Source organism: Bradyrhizobium sp. RDI18, from assembly GCF_043203335.1.
Taxonomy (GTDB): Bacteria; Pseudomonadota; Alphaproteobacteria; order Rhizobiales; family Xanthobacteraceae; genus Bradyrhizobium; species Bradyrhizobium retamae.
The window spans coordinates 925,971-944,035 of sequence record NZ_JBICRN010000008.1; the positions used below are offsets into that span (position 1 = coordinate 925,971).

The window sequence follows — 18,065 nt, forward strand, 5'->3', positions numbered from 1 at the left end:
TCCCTGTTCAGGAGGTCGTTATAATGAAGAAGTGCCTCGCTATCGCCGCGCTCTTGCTGGCTGGCACCGTCACCGCTGCACAGGCGCAGTACACTTTCGAGTATGGTGGCCGCACCATTACGATCGATCCCGATCGCGGCACCGTTTCTATTCCCGGCGTCTACGACAATACCGGCAAGAAGACCAAACGTGCGCGTGGCGAGGAAGGCGATCTTGATCGTCCGACCAGGAAGGCTCCGCCGCAGGCAAAGACTTCCCCGCAGGCCGCACCCGAGACTGCGCCAGCGCCGGCCGCGCCGGCACCAGCGGAGCAAGCGGCTGCCCCTGCGACTGCGCCGGCACCTGCTGCCCCTGCTCCGGCCGCTCCCGCAGCGGCAACGGCAGCGCCGTCGAGCACGACGGCACCCGTTGCACCGGCTGACGCCGTCGCGCCTGCGGCGGCAGCGCCCGCTGCTCCCCCAGTGCAACAGAACGCCGCGCCGGCAGTCCCGCCAGCAGCTCCCGTTGCCGCGCCGGCGCCACCGCCACCGCAACAGAAACAGGCCGCGGCTCCGGCAGCTTCGGAGGCGCCGCCTGCGAACTCACCGCTCGGCGTTTGGCTGACCGAGGAGAAGGAAGGCAAGGTGCGGATCGAACCGTGCGGCCCCAATCTCTGCGGCTACTCCGTCGACAAGAAGTCGAACCAGAACGGCGAGCAGGTCCTAATCAACATGAAGCCCGGCAAGGATAAGTGGAGCGGCCGGATTTTCGATCCGAACACCGGCAGCACCTACGATTCGACGATCGCGCTCAAGGGCACCGACAGTCTGCGCGTTCAGGGCTGCGCCTTCGGCGGCATGTTCTGCGGCGGCCAGACCTGGACCCGCGTCAACTGACTAGCAGGCGCTGCTGCGTATTCGACCGAAACCCCGCCTCTGCGCGGGGCTTCTTCATGGATATTGACGCGTGATGGCAATCACAGTCGTCATGGAACCGCTGTGAGATCGTGATCGGGTCCAAATCAAAGGGGCTCGTCATGGTAAAGTCTCGGAAATCCGTGGTCGCCGTTTCGCTGCTTGCTGCACTGGGCTTTGCGACGCCATCTGCAGCAGCAACATTCGACGGCGACTGGAATGTGCAGATCGCTTCGTCGAACGCCGCCTGCAGCAGCGTCGCCTCGGTCTCGATCGGAATCAACAATGGTCAGATCGCCTCGCACAACGCGGCTATCACGGCCTCCGGCCGCGTAGCGGAGGCCGGCGCCATCCGCGTGACCCTTGCGAGCGGTATGAAGCGCGCGGTCGGCTCCGGCGTTCTCACAGGCACGTCAGGATCGGGCACATGGCGCGCGGCCCTGTGCTCCGGCACCTGGACCGCGCAGCGGATGTGAAGCGGCAGGAACTCAGCCGACCTTCTCGGAATATTCCGCGTCGGTCACGTGCTCCATCCAGGTCACGTAGCTACCGTCGAGCGCTTCCTGCATGGCGATGTGGGTCATCGCGTTGGTCGGCGAAGCGCCATGCCAGTGCTTCTCGCCGGGCGGAATCCAGACGACATCACCGGGACGAATTTCCCTGATCGGCCCGCCTTTGGCCTGCACCCGTCCGACCCCCGAGATGACGTAGAGCGTCTGACCCAGCGGATGCGTATGCCACGCCGTGCGCGCGCCGGGTTCAAAGGAGACGCGCGTCGAGGCCAGCCGTGCCGGCGCCTCGGTCTGGATGATCGGATCCTGCAGCACCGTGCCGGTGAAATATTCGGTCGGCGCCCGGCGCGTCGGCCGGGAGCCCGCGAGATGGATTTCCATGGGGTTGCCTCTGCCTGTTGAAGTTATGTCTTCGTCGCGGCGTAGCGCGCCTTGGTCTCGGCGTTCATCGGATAGAGGCCGGGCAATGCCGCGCCGTTGTTCACCTCGTTGACGATCCAGGCTTCCATTCGTTCCTGCTCCGGCCCTTCGGCCAGCACGTGGTCGAGCAGGGCGTGCGGGATCAGGACGGCGCCGTCCTGGTCGGCGACGACGATGTCGTTCGGGAACACCGCGACTCCGCCGCAGCCGATCGGCTCGCCCCAGCCCACGAAGGTAAGCCCCGCCACGGAAGGCGGCGCGGCGAAGCCGTCGCACCAGACCGGGAGATTGGTGCCGAGCACGCCTTCGACATCGCGCACCACACCATCGGTGATCAACGCCGCAACCCCGCGCTTGACCATGCGGGCACAGAGGATGTCACCGAAGATGCCGGCATCGGAGACGCCCATGGCATCGACCACGGCGATGCAGCCTTTCGGCATGGCTTCAATCGCGGTGCGGGTCGAAATCGGCGAGGACCAGGATTCTGGTGTGGCGAGATCTTCGCGCGCGGGCACGAAGCGCAGCGTGAAGGCCGGACCGACCAACCGCGGCTGCCCCGGCCGCAGCGGCTTGGTGCCGCGCATCCAGACGTTTCGCAGGCCCTTCTTGAGCAGCACGGTGGTGATGGTGGCGGTCGAGACGCCGGACAGGGTTGCGATGGCTTCGGGGGACAGGGACATCTGGAATGCAGGCTCCGGAGGATAGTTGAAAGGTTGCGCATCTTGCGAAGCGCAGACATCGCGTCAAGGGTCGGTGGGAAGAAGCGCGATCATAACATCTTATCGTCGGACTGCAGATTAATTTATTGAACTTACTGGCGGATTTCGCGCGATGCGAATTCCACCCGCGGCCAAAACACGCTAGAGGTTGAGGCTGGCACGAGAGCTGCGAGATAAGTTAGAGGCCATGGCCGCAACGTTACCCCCGCCCCGCCTGTTGCCGAGCGGCGACAGCGCCATCACGGTGGAATTCAGCCGCAACATCGACGATGCCGCCAACCGGCGGGTGCTGGCGCTCGACCGCGCGCTGGCTGCTGAGCCGATCGCAGGCGTCACCGAGACGGTGCCGACCTATCGTTCGCTGCTGGTCCATTACGATCCGGTCCAGATCGATTTCGGCAGGCTTGGTGAAAGGATTCTCGCGCTCGCGCAGCTCCCGGTACCGGCGACGACAAAAACCCGGCGCTGGCGCATTCCGGTCGTTTATGGCGGCGAGCACGGCATCGACCTCGAGGACGTCGCAAAAACCCTCAACACGACGCCTGAGGAGATCGTGGCGCGGCACGTCGCCGGCGACTACCGGGTCGCGATGATCGGCTTTACGCCCGGCTGGTCCTATCTCAGCGGACTTGCGGATTCTCTCCATATGCCGCGGCGGCAAAATCCACGTTTGCTGACGCCGGCCGGCACCATCTCGATCGGCGGGGTGCAGACCGGCGTGCAATGCCTCGCCGGCCCGAGCGGTTGGCACCTTCTGGGACGAACGGCCGTTCGCACCTACCAGCTTCACCGCGACCCGATTTTTTTGCTGGAGCCTGGCGACAACGTCACCTTCACGCCCGTCGATGCCAAGACGTTTGCGGAACAGGATCGCGCCGCCGAAGCCGGCGAATTCATTGCCGAGCAGATCGCCTCATGAGCAAGCTCGTCGTTGCATCGATCGGCCCGGCGAGTTCGGTACAGGACGGCGGACGTCCCGGCGCCCAGCGCTACGGCCTGGTGCCGAGTGGCGCAATGGATCGGCTGGCGCTGGCGGCCGCCAACACGCTGGTTGGCAATGAGCCGTTCACGGCAGCCGTCGAAGTCGGCCCATTCGGGGCGAAATTTACCGCGCGCGCCGGCGCGGTGCGCGTCGCGCTGACGGGAGCCCCGCGCAATGCCGATATCGCCGGCCGCGCCGTGGCATCGGATACATCCGCAACCATCGCCGATGGCGAGACGCTGACGCTTGGCTTTGCCCGCGGCGGCGCGTTCAGCTATCTCGCGATTGAAGGCGGCATTTCCGGCGAGCCGATGTTCGGCAGCCTGGCCGTCAATGCCCGCGCAGGCCTTGGCAGCCCCTATCCTCGCCCACTGCAGGCCGGCGACGAGCTACCGGCGAAGGCCGCAAGCGGCGCGGCGGAACGGCGGATCGAATTGCCGGCGGCAACCGACGCGCCGATCCGCATAGTCTGGGGTCCACAGGACGATGAATTCACCGATGAGACCAAAAAGCTGTTTGTCGACAGCGAGTGGAAGATATCGGCGACCAGCGACCGCATGGGCTACCGGCTTGAAGGCCCCACCCTCAAGCACCTCCACGGCCATAACATCGTCTCCGACGGCACCGTCGACGGCAGCCTGCAGGTGCCTGGTAACGGCCAGCCGATCGTGCTGATGCCGGATCGCGGCACCAGCGGCGGCTATCCCAAAATCGCAACGGTGATTTCGGCCGACCTCGGGCGATTGGCACAGATCCCCGCCGGGCGCGCCTTTCGCTTTCGCGCCGTCAGCATGGCGGAAGCCCAGGCCGAAGCGCGCAAATTTGCGGAACTGTTGCGCACCCTGCCCGAGCGTCTGCGCGCAATCGAGAGCGTTGATCTCAACATCGACGCGCTGCACGATGCCAATGTCGCAGGGCACGCCGTCAGCGCGGTCGATGCAGGAACCTGGCACGCAGTATCTCTGGCCGACGTAGCCGGCCCGGACTGACCACCAATCCACTCACGAGAAGCGGACGGACAACATGACAACCATCGACCTCAATTGCGATCTCGGCGAAGGATTTGGCGCGTGGGAAATGGGCAATGACGCCGCGATGATCGAGCTTGCGACGTCGGTGAACGTCGCCTGCGGCTTTCATGCCGGCGATCCCGACATCATGCGCCGCACCGTCGAACTGGCGAAAGCGCGCGGCGTCTCGGTCGGCGCGCACTCTGGATATCGCGACCTGCACGGCTTCGGTCGGCGGCCGATCCCGGGCCTCAAGTCTTCGGAGATCGAGAACCTCATCGCCTACCAGATCGGCGCGCTGCAGGCGATTGCGACCGCGGCCGGTTACAAGGTTACCCACGTCAAGGCGCATGGCGCGCTCTCCAACGTCGCCTGCGAGGACGACACGACCGCAAAAGCCATCGCCAACGGCATCAAGGCGGTCGATCCCAATCTGATTTTCGTGGTGCTCGCTAATTCCAAGCTGGTGCAGGCGGGAGAAGCCGCCAATTTGCCGATGGTGCACGAGGTGTTTGCCGACCGCGCCTATGAAGACAACGGCTCACTGGTGTCACGCAAGAAGCCCGGCGCCGTGCTGCACGATGCGAAACAAATCGCCGATCGCGTGGTGCGGATGGTGCAGGACGGCGCGGTGGTGTCGGTCACCGGCAAGGTGATCAAGATGCGCACCGACACCGTGTGCATTCATGGCGACACGCCGGGTGCAGTCGACATCGCACGCGGCGTTCGTCAGGCGTTGAAGGATGCGGGGATTACGGTCGCGCCGTTCAAGACGGCGCGTTGATCTCAGAACGGATGGACCGACGGCGTGCCGAACACGATGGCGGCAATGAGCGCGAACGCGCTGTAGAGCGCGGCGGTGTGAAAGCCGGTGCCGGAACGGCGGGACACCGAGCGTGCATAAAGGTGCAGGCGGGCTTCCGCCGATAGTTCGCGCATGGTCGATCTCCAACGCAGCATGGAGTGCATATGGAATATCGATCGCGTCCGGATGCAAGATATCCGCAGAAATAGCGATGGGGGCGCTCCGGCGCGCTCCATTTCGAGGGGAAATTTCCCTTCTTTCCGACCAGAGCGAGAATTTTATTCGGGCCGATTTGAGTGGGGTTGGAGCCCGGATTAGTAAACGTCCTGCTGGAACCGGCCCTTTTTCTTGAGTTCCCCGACGAAGCTGACGGCCTCGTCGGTGGTTCGGGCGCCGAATTGGGCGGCGATGTCGACCAGCGCGCGCTCGACGTCCTTGGCCATCCGCTTGGCATCGCCGCAGATGTAGACATGGGCGCCTTCGGCAAGCCAGGTCCATACCTCGCGGCCAACCTCGCGCATGCGGTCCTGTACGTAAAATTTCTTGTTGCCATCGCGCGACCACGCCAGCGACAACCGCGTCAGGAGACCCGAGGTCTTCATCGCATTGAGTTCGTCGGCATAGAAGAAATCGCAATCGCTGCGCTGATGGCCGAAGAACAGCCAGTTCTTGCCGGGGGCGCCGGTGGCGCGGCGATCGAGCAGGAAGGCGCGGAACGGCGCGATACCCGTCCCAGGGCCGACCATGATGATTGGGGTCTTCGGGTCTTGCGGCAGCGCGAAGCCATGGGCCTTCTGTACGTAGACCTTGACCTCGTCGCCGGGACTGATGCGCTCGGCAAGGAACGTCGAGGCCAGTCCCAAACGACGACGCTTGTTGACCACATAACGCACGCAGTCGACCGTCAGCGACAGCTTTCCGGGCGTCGCATTGTGCGACGACGAGATCGAGTAAAGCCGCGGCTGTAATGGCTCCAGCGCTTCGACAAAGGCCTCGGGATGCGGACGGATGCGGGAGAATTTCTGCAATACCGCCATGACGTCGAGCGTCACCGCGTCGCCATCGGGATCTTCGCCCTGCGCCAGCGCGCGAGCTTTCTCGCGTAGCGCGCCGCCGGTCAGATACGAGATCAACTCGAACAGTGAATCCGGCGCAGGCGACAGTGAGACGTCGTCGCGCAATACTTCACGCAACGTCTTTCCCCTCACCTCCGTTGTATGCGATGCGCCCAGAAGTGCGATGATCTGGTCGACGAGGCCGATGTCGTTGCGCGCAAAGATGCCGAACGAATCACCCACGACATAGTCGAGGCCACATCCGGAGAGATCGAACTCGATATGCCAGGTCTCCTTCTCCGAGCCCTCGCCGTTGAGCAGTCGCCGCGACAGGAATTTTGCGTTTGCGGGATTGTCGCGCGAGCGGCCGGGCTCGCCTGGAGCCGTCGGCGCAACCGCAGCCGCCGCTGCCGCAGGCGCCGATGACGGTGCCTTGTCGATCTCCTCATAAAGCGACTTCAGCATCCGCGCGGTTTCCTTGCCGCCGGGGACGCAGAGGTTGAGCCGCGCTTCGCTCTTGTTCGCGATCACTTCCGAATAGTTGTGGCAGTCATAGCCGCATTGGCCGCAATCCTGCTGCGCCATTGCCGCCATCATCCGCCGCCGCAACGGCCGGCCCTCGGCAAGCTTCATGCGATCGGCGATCGGCATGGTCTGGTCGTGCCACGGCGCTTCGCCGTCATCGCCATCGCCGGCCGCGCCCTGCATGACTTCAGCGCCTTGCTCGGCCGACAACGGCGTCGCATCGGACAGGAGCCCGGCGAAGAACCCGTTCAGCCAGGAGCGCTGCGCTTCGGAGAATGGCGCGTTCGAGGGAATGATCTCGACCTTGGGTGGGGGCGTGATCTGATTCATGAGGACACCTGAGCGTCAGTGACTTGGGCATCGGCCAGCTTGCGCAGCGTCTCGCCGTCATGGCGGCGCGCAAAGGTCAGGAACGTCTCATCGGGTGACGCGCGATGCGTAAGATAGGCCTTCAGCAATTTCTCGACCGTCCTCGGCGCATCCTCGGCCTTGACGTCGCGATAGACCTCCTGCCCGACATCGGCGTCGGGTCCGAAGCCGCCGCCGGTGAAGAGATGATAGCCCTCGACGGGATCGGCATCTTCGCCAACATCCACTTTCGCGGCGATCAGCCCGATATCGCTGATGTAGTGCTGCGCGCAGGAATGATGGCAGCCGGTGACGTGGATGTTGACCGGCGTCTCGATGTTGACGCGTGGCTCACACCAGTCGCCGATTTCGGCGGCATGGCGCTTGGTATCCGCCGCCGCAAACCGGCAGCCGGCATTGCCGGTGCAGGCGATCAGCCCGGCGCGGATTTGCGACGCCTCGACCGCAAGCCCGATCGCCTTGATCGCAGCGACCGCAAGCTCGACGTTCTCGTCGCGCACGCCCGGAATCAGCAGGTTCTGCCACACCGTCAGGCGGATATCGCCGTCGCCAAGATCCTGCGCGATTTTGGCTAGCCCTCGCATCTGCTCGCAGGTGACCTTGCCGAGCGGCAGCGACACGCCGATCCAGTTCAGCCCCTCCTGCTTCTGCCTGTGCACGCCGATATGCGCCGTGCGATCCGAAGCCGGCCGCGGCGCGAGCGCTTCCGACGGCACGCGGGTGAAGGGCTTGCCGAGCCGCTCCTCGACCAGCGCGTGGAATTTTTCGTGCCCCATCCCATCGAGCACATATTTCAGCCGCGCCTTGTTGCGGTTGGTGCGATCGCCGAGTTCGATGAAGATGCGCACGATGGCATCCGCCACCCTGGTGGCATCGGCCGGCTTCACAATGATATCGCTATACTTGGCAAAATCCTTGTGACCCGTGATGCCGCCGATCCCTAAGCGAAACCAGATGCCGGGCTCGGCGCCAAAGCCGTCCTTCACCTCGACCGCGGTGAACGCGATGTCGTTGGTGTCTTCCAGCGCGGCGATCTTGCCGGCGCCGTCGAAGGCGACATTGAACTTGCGCGGCAAGCCATACAGCGAGCGATCGTTGAGGATGTGGTAGTGCCACTCGCGGGCATATTCGCGGGTGTCGATCAGTTCCTGCGGGTCGATCCCCGCCGTCGGCGTGCCCGTGACGTTGCGGATGTTGTCCGCGCCGGTGCCGCGCGAACACAGGCCCAGATCCTGGATGCCCTCGATCAAAGCCACCGCATGCTTGGGCGGAATTTCGCGCACCTGCAAGTTAGCCCGCGTGGTGACGTGGCAGAACGGCCCGCACAGCCGCTCGGCGAGATCGGCAAGGCCCGAAAACTGCCAGTGCTTCAGGATGCCGTTCAGGAATCCTGAGGCGGCACATGTAGGAATCCTGCGCCGGCGCGACGTAGAACAGGCCGTAATAGCGCCAGCGGAAATTATCTGCGGGGTTCGGCGGCGCGTTGTCGAGCGCCTGCTGCTTCAGCCGGGGATAGGCATCGAACGGATGCTCCTCGCGCTTGAACTTCTCCGGATCGGCAAGCTTCTTGCCGGCGGCGATCACCTTGTCCTGCGCCTTGATGTGCGCAGCATCCGGCCCGATCGGTTCGGCATTCGCCTTGCCCGCGCTGCCGCCAATGCCGCGCCCGACCCGGCTGATCTGCAAGCCTGCGGTAAAGCCTTCGAGGTAGCGCTTCTGCTCGTCGGTAAAGTCGACTGTGATCGGTTCGATTTTCATGCGCGACGAAGCTCCTGCGGCCACGGTTGGTGGCGTCAACGAATGGGATGGGCCGCCCAGGAGAATCGGCCAGGCGTGGTGCCGGGCTGTGATTCTGGGTATGCGGTCCGACCAGCTTCGTTGCTGCGGAAATCCATCTTGGACGTAGGTCAGCAGGCATCTGCGACGAGCCGACCGCACTGCACCATACAAGTTGCGTGCCAGATGCAATCGCGACGAATATCTCGAAATTTCAGTCTGTTCCGACGAGGAACTCGAAACTATGAAGCGCGCTTCATAGTTGCTTTCTGAGCATTCTGCCTAGGAACTAGGCGGCCTATACAATTGCCCAATATTTCTTCAATCGACTGGCTTAGGGCTTCCAATGCCCGATCTTGAAAGCCGCCAGATGTCCGGCGATGTCCGCGGGGTCGAATGCGGGGCCGGCAAAGGCGCCGATGGCACCAGGCGCGTCGGGAGCCGCCCCCGGACGTCCCATGGCGGCGTCGTAGAGTTCGGGCCTGAAGACCGCCATGGCGGTCTTCAGCGCATCGGGCCGCATCTGTGTCTGTCCCCAGCGTACCATCTGGGCGTAAAGCCAGGCGGCCTGCGCCGGATCGGGCCGGCCCGCCCCTTCGCGCCCGACCAGCAGATAGCGGCCGCTCTCGCGCCGCTGGCCGTCCGGTGAAATCTTCAGTCGGCCGTCGAGGGTGCGTTGGATCACCTCGGCGCCGACGCCGAGCCGGTCGGGCCGCGCCAGGACATCGGCGGTCTCGGCGCGGTTTCCGGGCTCCTCGATGTATTCGGCGGCATGGGCAGCCGCCCGGATCAGCGCAGCCAGCGCGTTCGGATTCTTTTCCGACCAGCTTTGCCTGACCGCGAGAACCTTTTCGGCCGCGCGCACCAGAATATCAGAGACGAAATGCAGGATGTGGCCGACGCCGAGATCGACCGCGACCGAGTTCCAGGGCGCGCCGACGCAGAACGCATCGACATGGCCATTGGCGAGGCTGTCCACCATGTAGGGCGGCGGCAGCACCACGAGGCGAACATCCTCATCGGGATCGACCCCGCCCGCCGCCATCCAGAACCGGAGCTGGTAGTTATGGGTGGAGAACGGAAACGTCATGCCGAACGTCAGCGGTTCCGCGCCGCTCTTGCGCCTGGCGGCAACGACGCGGGCGAGCGCCAGTGCCGTGGCCATGGGATCGAGCGGGTCGCCGTCGATCTCGCTCATGATCGCGGCGTGCAGCGCCGGCGATACAGTGATCGCGTTGCCATTGAGGCCGAGATTGAATGGCGCAACGATCGGCACCTTGACGTGGCCCAAGCCCAGGCTCGAGGCGATCGCCACCGGTGCCAGCAGATGCGCCGCGTCGAACATGCCGATATTGAGCTTGTCGCGGACGTTGGACCACGACACTTCACGCACCAGCGTGACGTCGAGCCCTTCGGCGGCCGTAAAGCCCTTGTCGACGGCGATGATCAGCGCGGCCGCGTCGACCAGGGGAATGAAGCCGATATGCAGCGGTGTCGTCATTTCAGCAGCTCCGACGCGGTCAGGATCGACTGCGCGATCTCGCCGATTTTCTTCTTCTCGCGCATCGCGGTGGAGCGCATCAGCACATAGGCCTCCTCTTCGGTGAGGCCCTTCACCTTCATCAGGATTCCCTTGGCGCGGTCGATCACCTTGCGCTCCTCGAGCGCCGACTTGGTGCGGTCGAGTTCGTCCTGCAGCTTGGAGAAGGCGTTGAAGCGGGAAATGCAGAGGTCGAGGATCGGCTTGATCCGTTCTTTCTTCAGGCCGTCGACGATGTAGGCGGAAACGCCGGCATCGACGGAGGCCTGGATCGAGGCCGCATCGCTCTGGTCGACGAACATCGCGATCGGCCGCCGAACCGCGCGGCTGACCTGGAACATCTGTTCCAGCACGTCGCGGCTGGGGTTTTCCAGGTCGATCAGGATGACGTCCGGATCGAGCGCATAGATTCGCGCCAGCAGGCTCTGCATTTCACTGATATGCACAACGCCGGTAAAGCCCGCCTCCCGCAACCCCTCTTCCAGGATTGCGGCCCGGATCGGACTTTCGTCGACAATGACGATTTTCGGCGACGACTCAGCGCTCATCGATCAACTCATGCCCCGGCCGGTCATCCATAGCACGTCAGAAGCTGGCGCAAAGCCTTGTAATTATGGGCAATTAGGACTAGCTCGTGCCGATCAATCAGGCAGATGAAATATGCAACAGGCCGCTGCGCCCAAAGTCAGCTTTGTTTCCCTTGGGTGCCCCAAAGCGCTGGTGGATTCCGAGCGCATTATCACCCGTCTGCGCGCCGAAGGCTATGAGCTGGCGCGCAAGCATGACGGCGCCGACATCGTGATCGTCAACACCTGCGGCTTCCTCGACAGCGCCAAGCAGGAATCGCTTGGCGCCATCGGCGAGGCGATGGCGGAGAACGGCAAGGTCATCGTCACCGGCTGCATGGGCGCGGAACCCGAGCAGATCGAGGCCGCCTATCCGGGCGTGCTCTCGATATCGGGCCCACAGCAATATGAAAGCGTGCTGGAGGCCGTGCACCGGGCTCTGCCGCCGGTCCATAACCCGCACCTCGATCTGGTACCGCCGCAGGGCGTCAAGCTGACGCCGCGCCATTACGCTTACTTGAAGATTTCCGAAGGCTGCAACAACCGCTGCAGCTTTTGCATCATCCCAAAACTGCGCGGCGACCTGGTGTCGCGTCCGGCCAATGACGTGCTGCGCGAGGCGGAGCGGCTAGTCAAAGCCGGCGTCAAGGAATTGCTCGTCATCTCGCAGGACACGTCGGCCTATGGCGTCGACGTGAAGTATTCCGAAAGCCCCTGGAAGGACCGCCAGGTCCGCGCCAAATTTTTCGACCTCGCCAAGGAACTCGGCGATCTCGGCGCCTGGGTACGGCTGCAATATGTCTACCCCTACCCGCATGTCGACGAAGTCATCGGCCTGATGACCGAAGGCAAGATCCTGCCCTATCTCGATATTCCCTTTCAGCATGCGAGCCCGGACGTCCTCAAAGCCATGAAGCGTCCCGCCGCGCAGGAAAAGACGCTGGCGCGGATCAAGAAGTGGCGCGAAGACTGTCCTGAACTCACGCTGCGCTCGACCTTCATCGTCGGCTTCCCCGGCGAGACCGATTCCGATTTTGCCTATTTGCTCGACTGGCTGGAAGAAGCCGAGATCGATCGTCTCGGCTGCTTCAAATACGAGCCGGTCGCGGGCGCCGCCTCCAACGCGATCGGCAATGCCGTGCCCGACGAGATCAAGCAGGAGCGCTGGAACGCGCTGATGGCGCGGCAGCAGAAAATCTCCGCGCGCCGCCTCAAGCGCAAGGTCGGCACGAGGCAGCAGATCATCGTGGACGAGGTCGGACCGACGGTCGCAAAGGGCCGTTCAAAGGCGGACGCGCCGCAGATCGACGGCGCGGTCTATCTCTCCAGCCGCCGCCCACTGAAGGTCGGCGAAATCGTCACCGCGAAGATCAAGCGGTCGGATCAGTATGACCTGCACGGCAGCGTCGCGGGGTTCTGAACACCGGACGCGGCTTGACATGGCGCACCGTTCGGCTGTATGGGCCATCGCCATGAAACTGAACCGGACCAACCGCCGCGCCTGCCTGCGTCGTCGCTCTGTCGACGATGATGGGTCGCGCCGTGTCCGACGACAACGCTGATTAGCTAGTTTCAGCCAAGTTTTCGAGAAGGCCGCACCCTAAAAAGTGCGGCCTTCTTGCGTTTCGGCCTGCCCCCTTCCCCAAACCCCTGAGGAGATCGACATGACCCATGCTGCCCATCCGTTCGACGCGCTGATGAACATCACCGCCCGCCCGCAGGCCGTGTTCGTTCGCGGCGAGGGCGCATACCTCTGGGATGACGCCGGCAAGCGCTACCTCGATTTCATGCAGGGTTGGGCCGTCAACTGCCTCGGCCATTCGCCGCCCGTCGTCGCCGAGGCGCTTGCCGCGCAGGCAAAACTGCTGCTGACGCCAAGCCCCGCCTTCTACAACGGCCCCAGCCTGAAGCTCGCGCAAGCACTTCGCGAGAAGAGCTGCTTCGATCAGGTCTTCTTCGCTAATTCGGGCGCGGAGGCCAATGAAGGCGCCATCAAGCTCGCGCGGAAATACGGCACCAAACACAAGAACGGCGCCTTCGAAATCATCACCTTCGAAGGCGGATTTCACGGCCGCACGCTCGCAACCATGTCGGCATCGGGCAAGAAGGCGTTCGAGCCGCTGTTCGAGCCGAAAGTGTCAGGCTTCCGCAAGGCCAAGCTCAACGATCTCGATTCGGTGGAGGCGCTGATATCGGACAATACGGTCGCCGTGATGCTGGAGCCGATCCAGGGCGAAGCCGGTGTCTGGCCTGCAACCGATCAATTCCTGAAGGAATTGCGCGCGCTGACGAAAGAGCATGGCCTGCTGCTCATCGTCGACGAGATCCAGACCGGCATGGGCCGAACCGGAAAACTCTTCCACTACGAGCATGCCGGCATCGAGCCCGACATCATGACGCTCGGCAAGGGCATCGGCGGCGGTGTGCCGCTGGCAGCCCTGCTCGCGACCGAGCATGCTTCCCGCTTCGAGCATGGCGACCAGGGCGGCACGTTCAACGGCAATCCGTTGATGTGCGCTGCGGGGCTTGCGGTGCTTGAGGAGGTTTCGAAGCCGGAATTTCTGAAAGCGGCTGCGGATGCCGGCCTGTTTTTGGAAAGCGAGCTGCAGAAACTGTCCGCGCGTCACGGGCTCGGCGAGGTGCGCGGCCGGGGGCTGTTGCTGGCGCTGGACCTCAAACTGCCGATCGGCGCGTCGATCGTAGCGGAAGCGTTCGCGGACGGCGTCCTCATCAACTCGCCGCAGCCCGATGCGCTCCGCTTCATGCCGGCGCTCAACGTCACGCGCGAGGAGATATCGCTGATGATCGATTGCCTTGATGCGATTTTGGTCAAGGCAGGGGCTGCGCGGCGGGTGGCGTAACCTCAATCGTCATTTGCGAGCCAACCGGTCGACGCAAAGCGCCGCCGGATGACAGGCTCCGCGAAGCAATCCATCTCAGCGCAAGCGGAGGTATGGATTGCTTCGTCGCTTTGCTCCTCGCAATGACGGTGGAGACTTACGGCCTTAAGATCGCCGCCCCCGTCGTCGCCCGGCTCTCGAGCTCGGTATGTGCCTTCGCCGCGTCCTTCAACGCGTAGGCATGGTTGATCGGCACGTGGAGCTTGCCGTTGATGACGGCAGCAAACAGCGTGTCGGCGCCTTCGAGCAGGTCCTTGCGGGTGCTGACATAGTCATTGAGCTTGGGCCGGGTGGCAAAGAGCGAGCCGTGATTGTTGAGCTCGGCAAGCGGGAATGGCGGCACCGGGCCGGAGGCGTTGCCGAAGCTCACGAACAGACCGCGGGGCCGCAGGCACGACAGCGAGCCCGGGAAGGTGGTCTTGCCGACCCCGTCATAGACGACGTCGCAGAGCTCGTTGCGGCTGATCTGCTTGACGCGCGCCACGAAGTCTTCCTCGTTGTAAAGGATGACGTGGTCGCAGCCATTGGAGAGCGCGAGATCGGCCTTCGCCTTGGAGCCCACGGTGCCGATCACATGTGCACCTAACGCCTTCGCCCATTGGCAGGCCAACAGACCGATGCCGCCCGCGGCGGCATGGATCAGCACGCGATGGCCAGGCTCGACCTTGAAGGTCTTGTGCAGGAGGTACCAGACGGTCAACCCCTTGAGCATCAGGACCGCGCCCTGCTCGTAGGTGATGTGGTCGGGCAGCTTGACCAGCTTGTCCGCCGGGATCACGCGCTCGCCGGCATAGCCGCCGAGCGTAAAATAATAGGCGACGCGATCGCCGGGATGAAAATTAGTGACGCCCGGGCCGACGGCTATGACCTCGCCGGCGGCCTCGTTGCCCGCGATGAACGGCAGCCCCGGCGCCTTGTAGAGGCCGGTGCGGAAATAGACGTCAATGAAGTTCAACCCGACGGCATGCTGACGGATGCGAACCTCACCCGGTCCCGGCGCCGGCACCTCCACATCTTCATACACCAGGGCTTCCGGACCCCCTACCTTGTGCACGCGCACAGCCTTGGTCATGACAGTCTCTCCCTCGGTATTTCCTGGAACGCCCAACCTGAAAGGCGAAACGAAAGCCATCGCCGGGCGGATGTCAACTCACCTGTCGGCTTCTGGCGGCCTTCTTGCGATTACGCCTGGCGAGCACATTGAACATTTCGACCGCGGCCGCGAACAACATGGCAAAATAGATGTAGCCGCGCGGGATATGGAATTGGAATCCGTCCGCCACCAGCGCCACGCCGATCAGCACCAGGAATGCCAATGCCAGCATCTTGGTGGTCGGGTGATTGGCCACGAACCGGGCCACCGGACCCGACGAGACGTACATGACGACGCATGCGATCACGACGGCGGCGATCATGATCTCCAGATCCTGCGCCATACCGATCGCGGTGATGATCGAGTCCAGGGAGAACACGATGTCGATGATGATAATTTGCACGATCACCCAGAAGAATGCGCTGGCCCTGGGTTCGGCATCGACCTCACCATCGTTCGCCTCGACCTCGCCATGAATTTCATGCGTCGCCTTCGCGATCAGGAAGGCTCCGCCGGCAATCAGGATGATGTCCCGCCAGGACAGTTCGACATTTCTTATCGTGATGACGGGCTCCGTCAGCCCGATCAGCCACACCAGCAGGGTGAGCAGTACGATGCGGAATACCAACGCCAGCAGCAAGCCGATTTGACGCGCGCGTTTGGCCTGCGCCGGCGGGATGCGCGAGACTAGCACGGAGATGAAAATGACGTTGTCGATGCCGAGCACGATTTCCAGCGCCGTCAATGTCAACAGCGCCGCCCAGGCTTCCGGGCTAGTCAATAATTCCATCATGCCTTGAACGACTTGATTTGCCGGATCACGGCGTCACTTCCTATTACGTAAGCCGCAATGGCGCACAGCGCCGCGACGACTGGAGCGCCCACGTTGAAATCGCAGATGAGCGTATAGATCGCCAGCACGGCTCCAATGGCCATCAGCCACAGGGTCAGCCAGCGTAGCCGCACCACCCGGATCGGATGCAGCACATGAAACGGGGCAAATGTGAGCGCGATCAGGATTGCAATTCCGAGAGTCGAGAGTACCGGCGGCAGGTGCAGCAAGAACAAATAAAACGCCGCCGCGTTCCACAGCGCCGGAAAGCCGCGAAAGTGATTGTCGGACGCCTTCATGCGCCGGTCCGCGAAATAGAGCGCGCCGGAAACCATAATGCCGATCCCGAGCAGCGGCGCCGCCACCGGCAGCAGCAGCCCGCTCGCGGTGATGGCATAGGCTGGAACGAAGACGTAGGTCACGAAATCGACGACGAGATCGAGCACGTCGCCCGACCAGTTCGGCTGCAGCCGCACGACATCCAGCTTTCGCGCCAGCGGCCCGTCGATGGCATCGATGATCAGGGCGACGCCAAGCCAGCCGAACATATTGGCCCAATGTTCGCGGACGGCCTCGAGCATCGCCAGCAGCGCGATGCCCGCGCCCAGTGCCGTGAAAATGTGTACGGCGAACGCGGCGGTCCGCATTCGGCTGGTAGTGGGGGCGGAATCTGGCTCTGTGGTCTGGTCCATCGCTCCGTCAGTGCTATCAGGAATCGGCCCGATTTGCATATCGGCGCTTTGCGGCGTTCCGCCGCGCGATTGGGCGGAAACATTTCGGCCGGTTGATGGCTTGAAAATGCCGGGCCGAGCGTCAATTGTCCCGATATGAATGACGCATCTCAAGTTTATGACGCTGCCGTGATCGGCGGCGGGCCAGCGGGCCTGACCGCAGCCGTCGCGCTGGCCGCTACCGGCGCGAGAACCGCCCTGCTCGCCCGCCGCGCCCCCTATGCCGACAACCGCACCACGGCGTTGTTGGGCGCTTCCACCGAGTTGCTCGAACGTCTCGAGGTCTGGCCGCGCTGCCGCGACAAAGCGGCCGCCTTGCGTATCATGCGGCTCGTCGACGACACCGACCGGCTGATCCGCGCGCCCGAGGTGCGGTTTTCCTCGGACGAGATCGGTCTCGAACAGTTCGGCTACAACATCGACAACCGATCGTTAATGGTTGCCCTTGAAGAGCGCGCCGCCGAACTTTCCAATTTGACTCGATTTGACGATGAGGCCGCCGCGATCGACCCGCAGGACGCGATCGTCGCCATCCGTACCGGCAAGGGCGAGCAGCTTTTCGCGCGGCTCGTGATCGGCGCAGACGGGCGGCAATCACCGTCCCGCGAGGCGGCCGGCATCAAGACCAGCCGTCGCGACCTTCATCAGTCGGCGCTGACCTTCAACATCTCCCATTCTCGACCGCACCACGGCATCTCCACCGAATTTCACACCGCGCAAGGTCCATGCGTATTCGTGCCCCTGCCCGGCAACCGCTGCAGTGTGGTGTGGGTTTCGGAAACCAGAGAAGCGGAGCGGCTGATCTCGCTTGGCGACGAGGAATTGTCGGAAGCCACGGAAAGACAGTCGCACTCCATTCTCGGCCGCGTCCAGGTGGAAGCCGGGTGCAACCTGTTTCCGCTGACGATCGAGCGTCCCGAGCAATTCGCCAGCCATCGCGTCGCGCTGGTCGGTGAATCCGCCCACGTCGTGCCGCCGATCGGCGCCCAAGGCCTCAACATGGGATTGCGCGATGCGGCCGATATCGCCGATATCGCCGGCAATGCGATCTCGCTCGGCGAGGATCCGGGGTCGCCGGCCGTGCTGGCGCGCTATCAATCCGCGCGCCGTGCCGACGTCGCAAGCCGCCTGATCGCGATCGATGTCGCCAACCGTTCATTGCTTAGCGATTTCCTGCCCATGCAATCGCTGCGCGCGGCCGGCATGCACCTGCTCGGCTCGTTCGGACCGCTGCGGCGGCTTGCGATGCGCGAGGGGCTGGCGCCGACCTGGAAGCGCGTAAGCTAGCTCCGGACGCCAGCGTGAGGGCTGCGACTTGGCCCAACTCTACTTTG

General features: G+C 63.7%; 17 protein-coding genes and 1 pseudogene. 8 read left to right on the forward strand and 10 right to left on the reverse strand.

Annotation, left to right across the window (positions count from 1 at the left end; translation table 11 throughout):
• Positions 1–23: 23 nt before the first annotated feature.
• Positions 24–875 (forward strand): DUF2147 domain-containing protein, encoded by an 852-nt coding sequence (locus ACFXS9_RS13215; protein WP_392689474.1) that lies wholly within the window; start codon positions 24–26, stop codon positions 873–875.
• 140 nt (positions 876–1,015) lie between these two features.
• On the forward strand, positions 1,016–1,369 hold the full coding sequence (locus ACFXS9_RS13220) for a hypothetical protein (protein ID WP_392689476.1): 354 nt from the start codon (positions 1,016–1,018) through the stop codon (positions 1,367–1,369).
• Between the two features lie 12 nt (positions 1,370–1,381).
• On the opposite strand, the gene ACFXS9_RS13225 is transcribed toward ACFXS9_RS13220, so the two are convergent.
• On the reverse strand, positions 1,382–1,786 hold the full coding sequence (locus ACFXS9_RS13225; protein WP_057845510.1) for a cupin domain-containing protein: 405 nt from the start codon (positions 1,784–1,786) through the stop codon (positions 1,382–1,384).
• 23 nt (positions 1,787–1,809) lie between these two features.
• Positions 1,810–2,508 (reverse strand): ribonuclease activity regulator RraA, encoded by a 699-nt coding sequence (locus ACFXS9_RS13230; protein WP_392689478.1) that lies wholly within the window; start codon positions 2,506–2,508, stop codon positions 1,810–1,812.
• Positions 2,509–2,734: 226 nt separating this feature from the next.
• On the opposite strand from ACFXS9_RS13230, the gene pxpB reads away from it, so the two are divergent.
• Genes pxpB through ACFXS9_RS13245 form a run of 3 tightly spaced genes read left to right on the forward strand, consistent with a single transcriptional unit; the run spans position 2,735 to position 5,323 of the window.
• Positions 2,735–3,466, forward strand: a complete 732-nt coding sequence (gene pxpB, locus ACFXS9_RS13235; protein ID WP_392689480.1) for a 5-oxoprolinase subunit PxpB — start codon at positions 2,735–2,737, stop codon at positions 3,464–3,466.
• Entirely contained in the window at positions 3,463–4,518 is a 1,056-nt protein-coding gene (locus ACFXS9_RS13240; protein ID WP_392689482.1) for a biotin-dependent carboxyltransferase family protein, read from the forward strand. The genes pxpB and ACFXS9_RS13240 overlap by 4 nt, the downstream gene beginning before the upstream one ends.
• A gap of 34 nt (positions 4,519–4,552) precedes the next feature.
• Positions 4,553–5,323 (forward strand): LamB/YcsF family protein, encoded by a 771-nt coding sequence (locus ACFXS9_RS13245; protein WP_392689484.1) that lies wholly within the window; start codon positions 4,553–4,555, stop codon positions 5,321–5,323.
• Positions 5,324–5,325: 2 nt separating this feature from the next.
• On the opposite strand, the gene ACFXS9_RS13250 is transcribed toward ACFXS9_RS13245, so the two are convergent.
• From ACFXS9_RS13250 to ACFXS9_RS13270, 5 genes and pseudogenes are all read right to left on the reverse strand, one after another.
• Positions 5,326–5,478 carry a hypothetical protein gene (locus tag ACFXS9_RS13250; RefSeq protein ID WP_392689486.1) on the reverse strand — a complete coding sequence of 51 codons (153 nt, stop codon included), beginning with the start codon at positions 5,476–5,478 and terminating at the stop codon, positions 5,326–5,328.
• Between the two features lie 180 nt (positions 5,479–5,658).
• On the reverse strand, positions 5,659–7,254 hold the full coding sequence (locus ACFXS9_RS13255) for a sulfite reductase subunit alpha (RefSeq protein ID WP_392689488.1): 1,596 nt from the start codon (positions 7,252–7,254) through the stop codon (positions 5,659–5,661).
• Positions 7,251–9,051, reverse strand: a pseudogene (locus tag ACFXS9_RS13260) (NirA family protein). Before ACFXS9_RS13260 ends, ACFXS9_RS13255 begins: the two are co-directional and overlap by 4 nt.
• Before the next feature lie 352 nt (positions 9,052–9,403).
• A complete protein-coding gene (locus ACFXS9_RS13265; RefSeq protein WP_392689490.1) occupies positions 9,404–10,570 on the reverse strand; it encodes a CmpA/NrtA family ABC transporter substrate-binding protein in 1,167 nt (388 codons plus the stop codon).
• Positions 10,567–11,157: an ANTAR domain-containing response regulator gene (locus tag ACFXS9_RS13270; RefSeq protein WP_028346026.1), complete on the reverse strand. Its 591-nt coding sequence runs from the start codon at positions 11,155–11,157 to the stop codon at positions 10,567–10,569. Before ACFXS9_RS13270 ends, ACFXS9_RS13265 begins: the two co-directional genes overlap by 4 nt.
• Before the next feature lie 112 nt (positions 11,158–11,269).
• Between ACFXS9_RS13270 and rimO the strand changes: the two genes are divergently transcribed.
• On the forward strand, positions 11,270–12,595 hold the full coding sequence (gene rimO / locus ACFXS9_RS13275; RefSeq protein WP_392689493.1) for a 30S ribosomal protein S12 methylthiotransferase RimO: 1,326 nt from the start codon (positions 11,270–11,272) through the stop codon (positions 12,593–12,595).
• 244 nt (positions 12,596–12,839) lie between these two features.
• Entirely contained in the window at positions 12,840–14,036 is a 1,197-nt protein-coding gene (locus ACFXS9_RS13280) for an acetylornithine transaminase (RefSeq protein WP_392689495.1), read from the forward strand.
• A gap of 136 nt (positions 14,037–14,172) precedes the next feature.
• On the opposite strand, the gene ACFXS9_RS13285 is transcribed toward ACFXS9_RS13280, so the two are convergent.
• The 3 genes from ACFXS9_RS13285 to pcsA all read right to left on the reverse strand — a co-directional run bounded on the left by ACFXS9_RS13285 (position 14,173) and on the right by pcsA (position 16,692).
• Positions 14,173–15,147 carry a quinone oxidoreductase family protein gene (locus ACFXS9_RS13285; RefSeq protein WP_392689497.1) on the reverse strand — a complete coding sequence of 325 codons (975 nt, stop codon included), beginning with the start codon at positions 15,145–15,147 and terminating at the stop codon, positions 14,173–14,175.
• A 73-nt stretch (positions 15,148–15,220) separates the two neighbouring features.
• Entirely contained in the window at positions 15,221–15,961 is a 741-nt protein-coding gene (locus ACFXS9_RS13290; protein ID WP_392689499.1) for a TerC family protein, read from the reverse strand.
• The gene (gene pcsA / locus ACFXS9_RS13295; RefSeq protein WP_392689501.1) at positions 15,958–16,692 is read right to left on the reverse strand and encodes a phosphatidylcholine synthase; all 735 of its coding nucleotides are present in this window, start codon (positions 16,690–16,692) and stop codon (positions 15,958–15,960) included. Before pcsA ends, ACFXS9_RS13290 begins: the two co-directional genes overlap by 4 nt.
• A gap of 135 nt (positions 16,693–16,827) precedes the next feature.
• Here pcsA and ACFXS9_RS13300 point away from each other — a divergent pair, with 135 nt between their 5' ends.
• Positions 16,828–18,018, forward strand: coding sequence for a UbiH/UbiF family hydroxylase (locus ACFXS9_RS13300; RefSeq protein WP_392689503.1), 1,191 nt, complete (start codon positions 16,828–16,830; stop codon positions 18,016–18,018).
• The last annotated feature ends 47 nt before the right edge of the window (positions 18,019–18,065 follow it).

What these genes read in the sequence shown, in the direction of transcription:
- rimO (WP_392689493.1), top strand. Translation starts at nt 11,270, where the DNA reads ATGCAACAGGCCGCTGCGCCCAAAGTCAGCTTTGTTTCCCTTGGGTGC.
- ACFXS9_RS13225 (WP_057845510.1), bottom strand. Translation starts at nt 1,786, where the DNA reads ATGGAAATCCATCTCGCGGGCTCCCGGCCGACGCGCCGGGCGCCGACC.
- ACFXS9_RS13240 (WP_392689482.1), top strand. Translation starts at nt 3,463, where the DNA reads ATGAGCAAGCTCGTCGTTGCATCGATCGGCCCGGCGAGTTCGGTACAG.
- ACFXS9_RS13280 (WP_392689495.1), top strand. Translation starts at nt 12,840, where the DNA reads ATGACCCATGCTGCCCATCCGTTCGACGCGCTGATGAACATCACCGCC.
- ACFXS9_RS13300 (WP_392689503.1), top strand. Translation starts at nt 16,828, where the DNA reads ATGAATGACGCATCTCAAGTTTATGACGCTGCCGTGATCGGCGGCGGG.
- ACFXS9_RS13230 (WP_392689478.1), bottom strand. Translation starts at nt 2,508, where the DNA reads ATGTCCCTGTCCCCCGAAGCCATCGCAACCCTGTCCGGCGTCTCGACC.
- pcsA (WP_392689501.1), bottom strand. Translation starts at nt 16,692, where the DNA reads ATGGACCAGACCACAGAGCCAGATTCCGCCCCCACTACCAGCCGAATG.
- ACFXS9_RS13270 (WP_028346026.1), bottom strand. Translation starts at nt 11,157, where the DNA reads ATGAGCGCTGAGTCGTCGCCGAAAATCGTCATTGTCGACGAAAGTCCG.
- ACFXS9_RS13250 (WP_392689486.1), bottom strand. Translation starts at nt 5,478, where the DNA reads ATGCGCGAACTATCGGCGGAAGCCCGCCTGCACCTTTATGCACGCTCG.
- ACFXS9_RS13290 (WP_392689499.1), bottom strand. Translation starts at nt 15,961, where the DNA reads ATGATGGAATTATTGACTAGCCCGGAAGCCTGGGCGGCGCTGTTGACA.
- ACFXS9_RS13285 (WP_392689497.1), bottom strand. Translation starts at nt 15,147, where the DNA reads ATGACCAAGGCTGTGCGCGTGCACAAGGTAGGGGGTCCGGAAGCCCTG.
- pxpB (WP_392689480.1), top strand. Translation starts at nt 2,735, where the DNA reads ATGGCCGCAACGTTACCCCCGCCCCGCCTGTTGCCGAGCGGCGACAGC.
- ACFXS9_RS13220 (WP_392689476.1), top strand. Translation starts at nt 1,016, where the DNA reads ATGGTAAAGTCTCGGAAATCCGTGGTCGCCGTTTCGCTGCTTGCTGCA.
- ACFXS9_RS13245 (WP_392689484.1), top strand. Translation starts at nt 4,553, where the DNA reads ATGACAACCATCGACCTCAATTGCGATCTCGGCGAAGGATTTGGCGCG.
- ACFXS9_RS13265 (WP_392689490.1), bottom strand. Translation starts at nt 10,570, where the DNA reads ATGACGACACCGCTGCATATCGGCTTCATTCCCCTGGTCGACGCGGCC.
- ACFXS9_RS13255 (WP_392689488.1), bottom strand. Translation starts at nt 7,254, where the DNA reads ATGAATCAGATCACGCCCCCACCCAAGGTCGAGATCATTCCCTCGAAC.
- ACFXS9_RS13215 (WP_392689474.1), top strand. Translation starts at nt 24, where the DNA reads ATGAAGAAGTGCCTCGCTATCGCCGCGCTCTTGCTGGCTGGCACCGTC.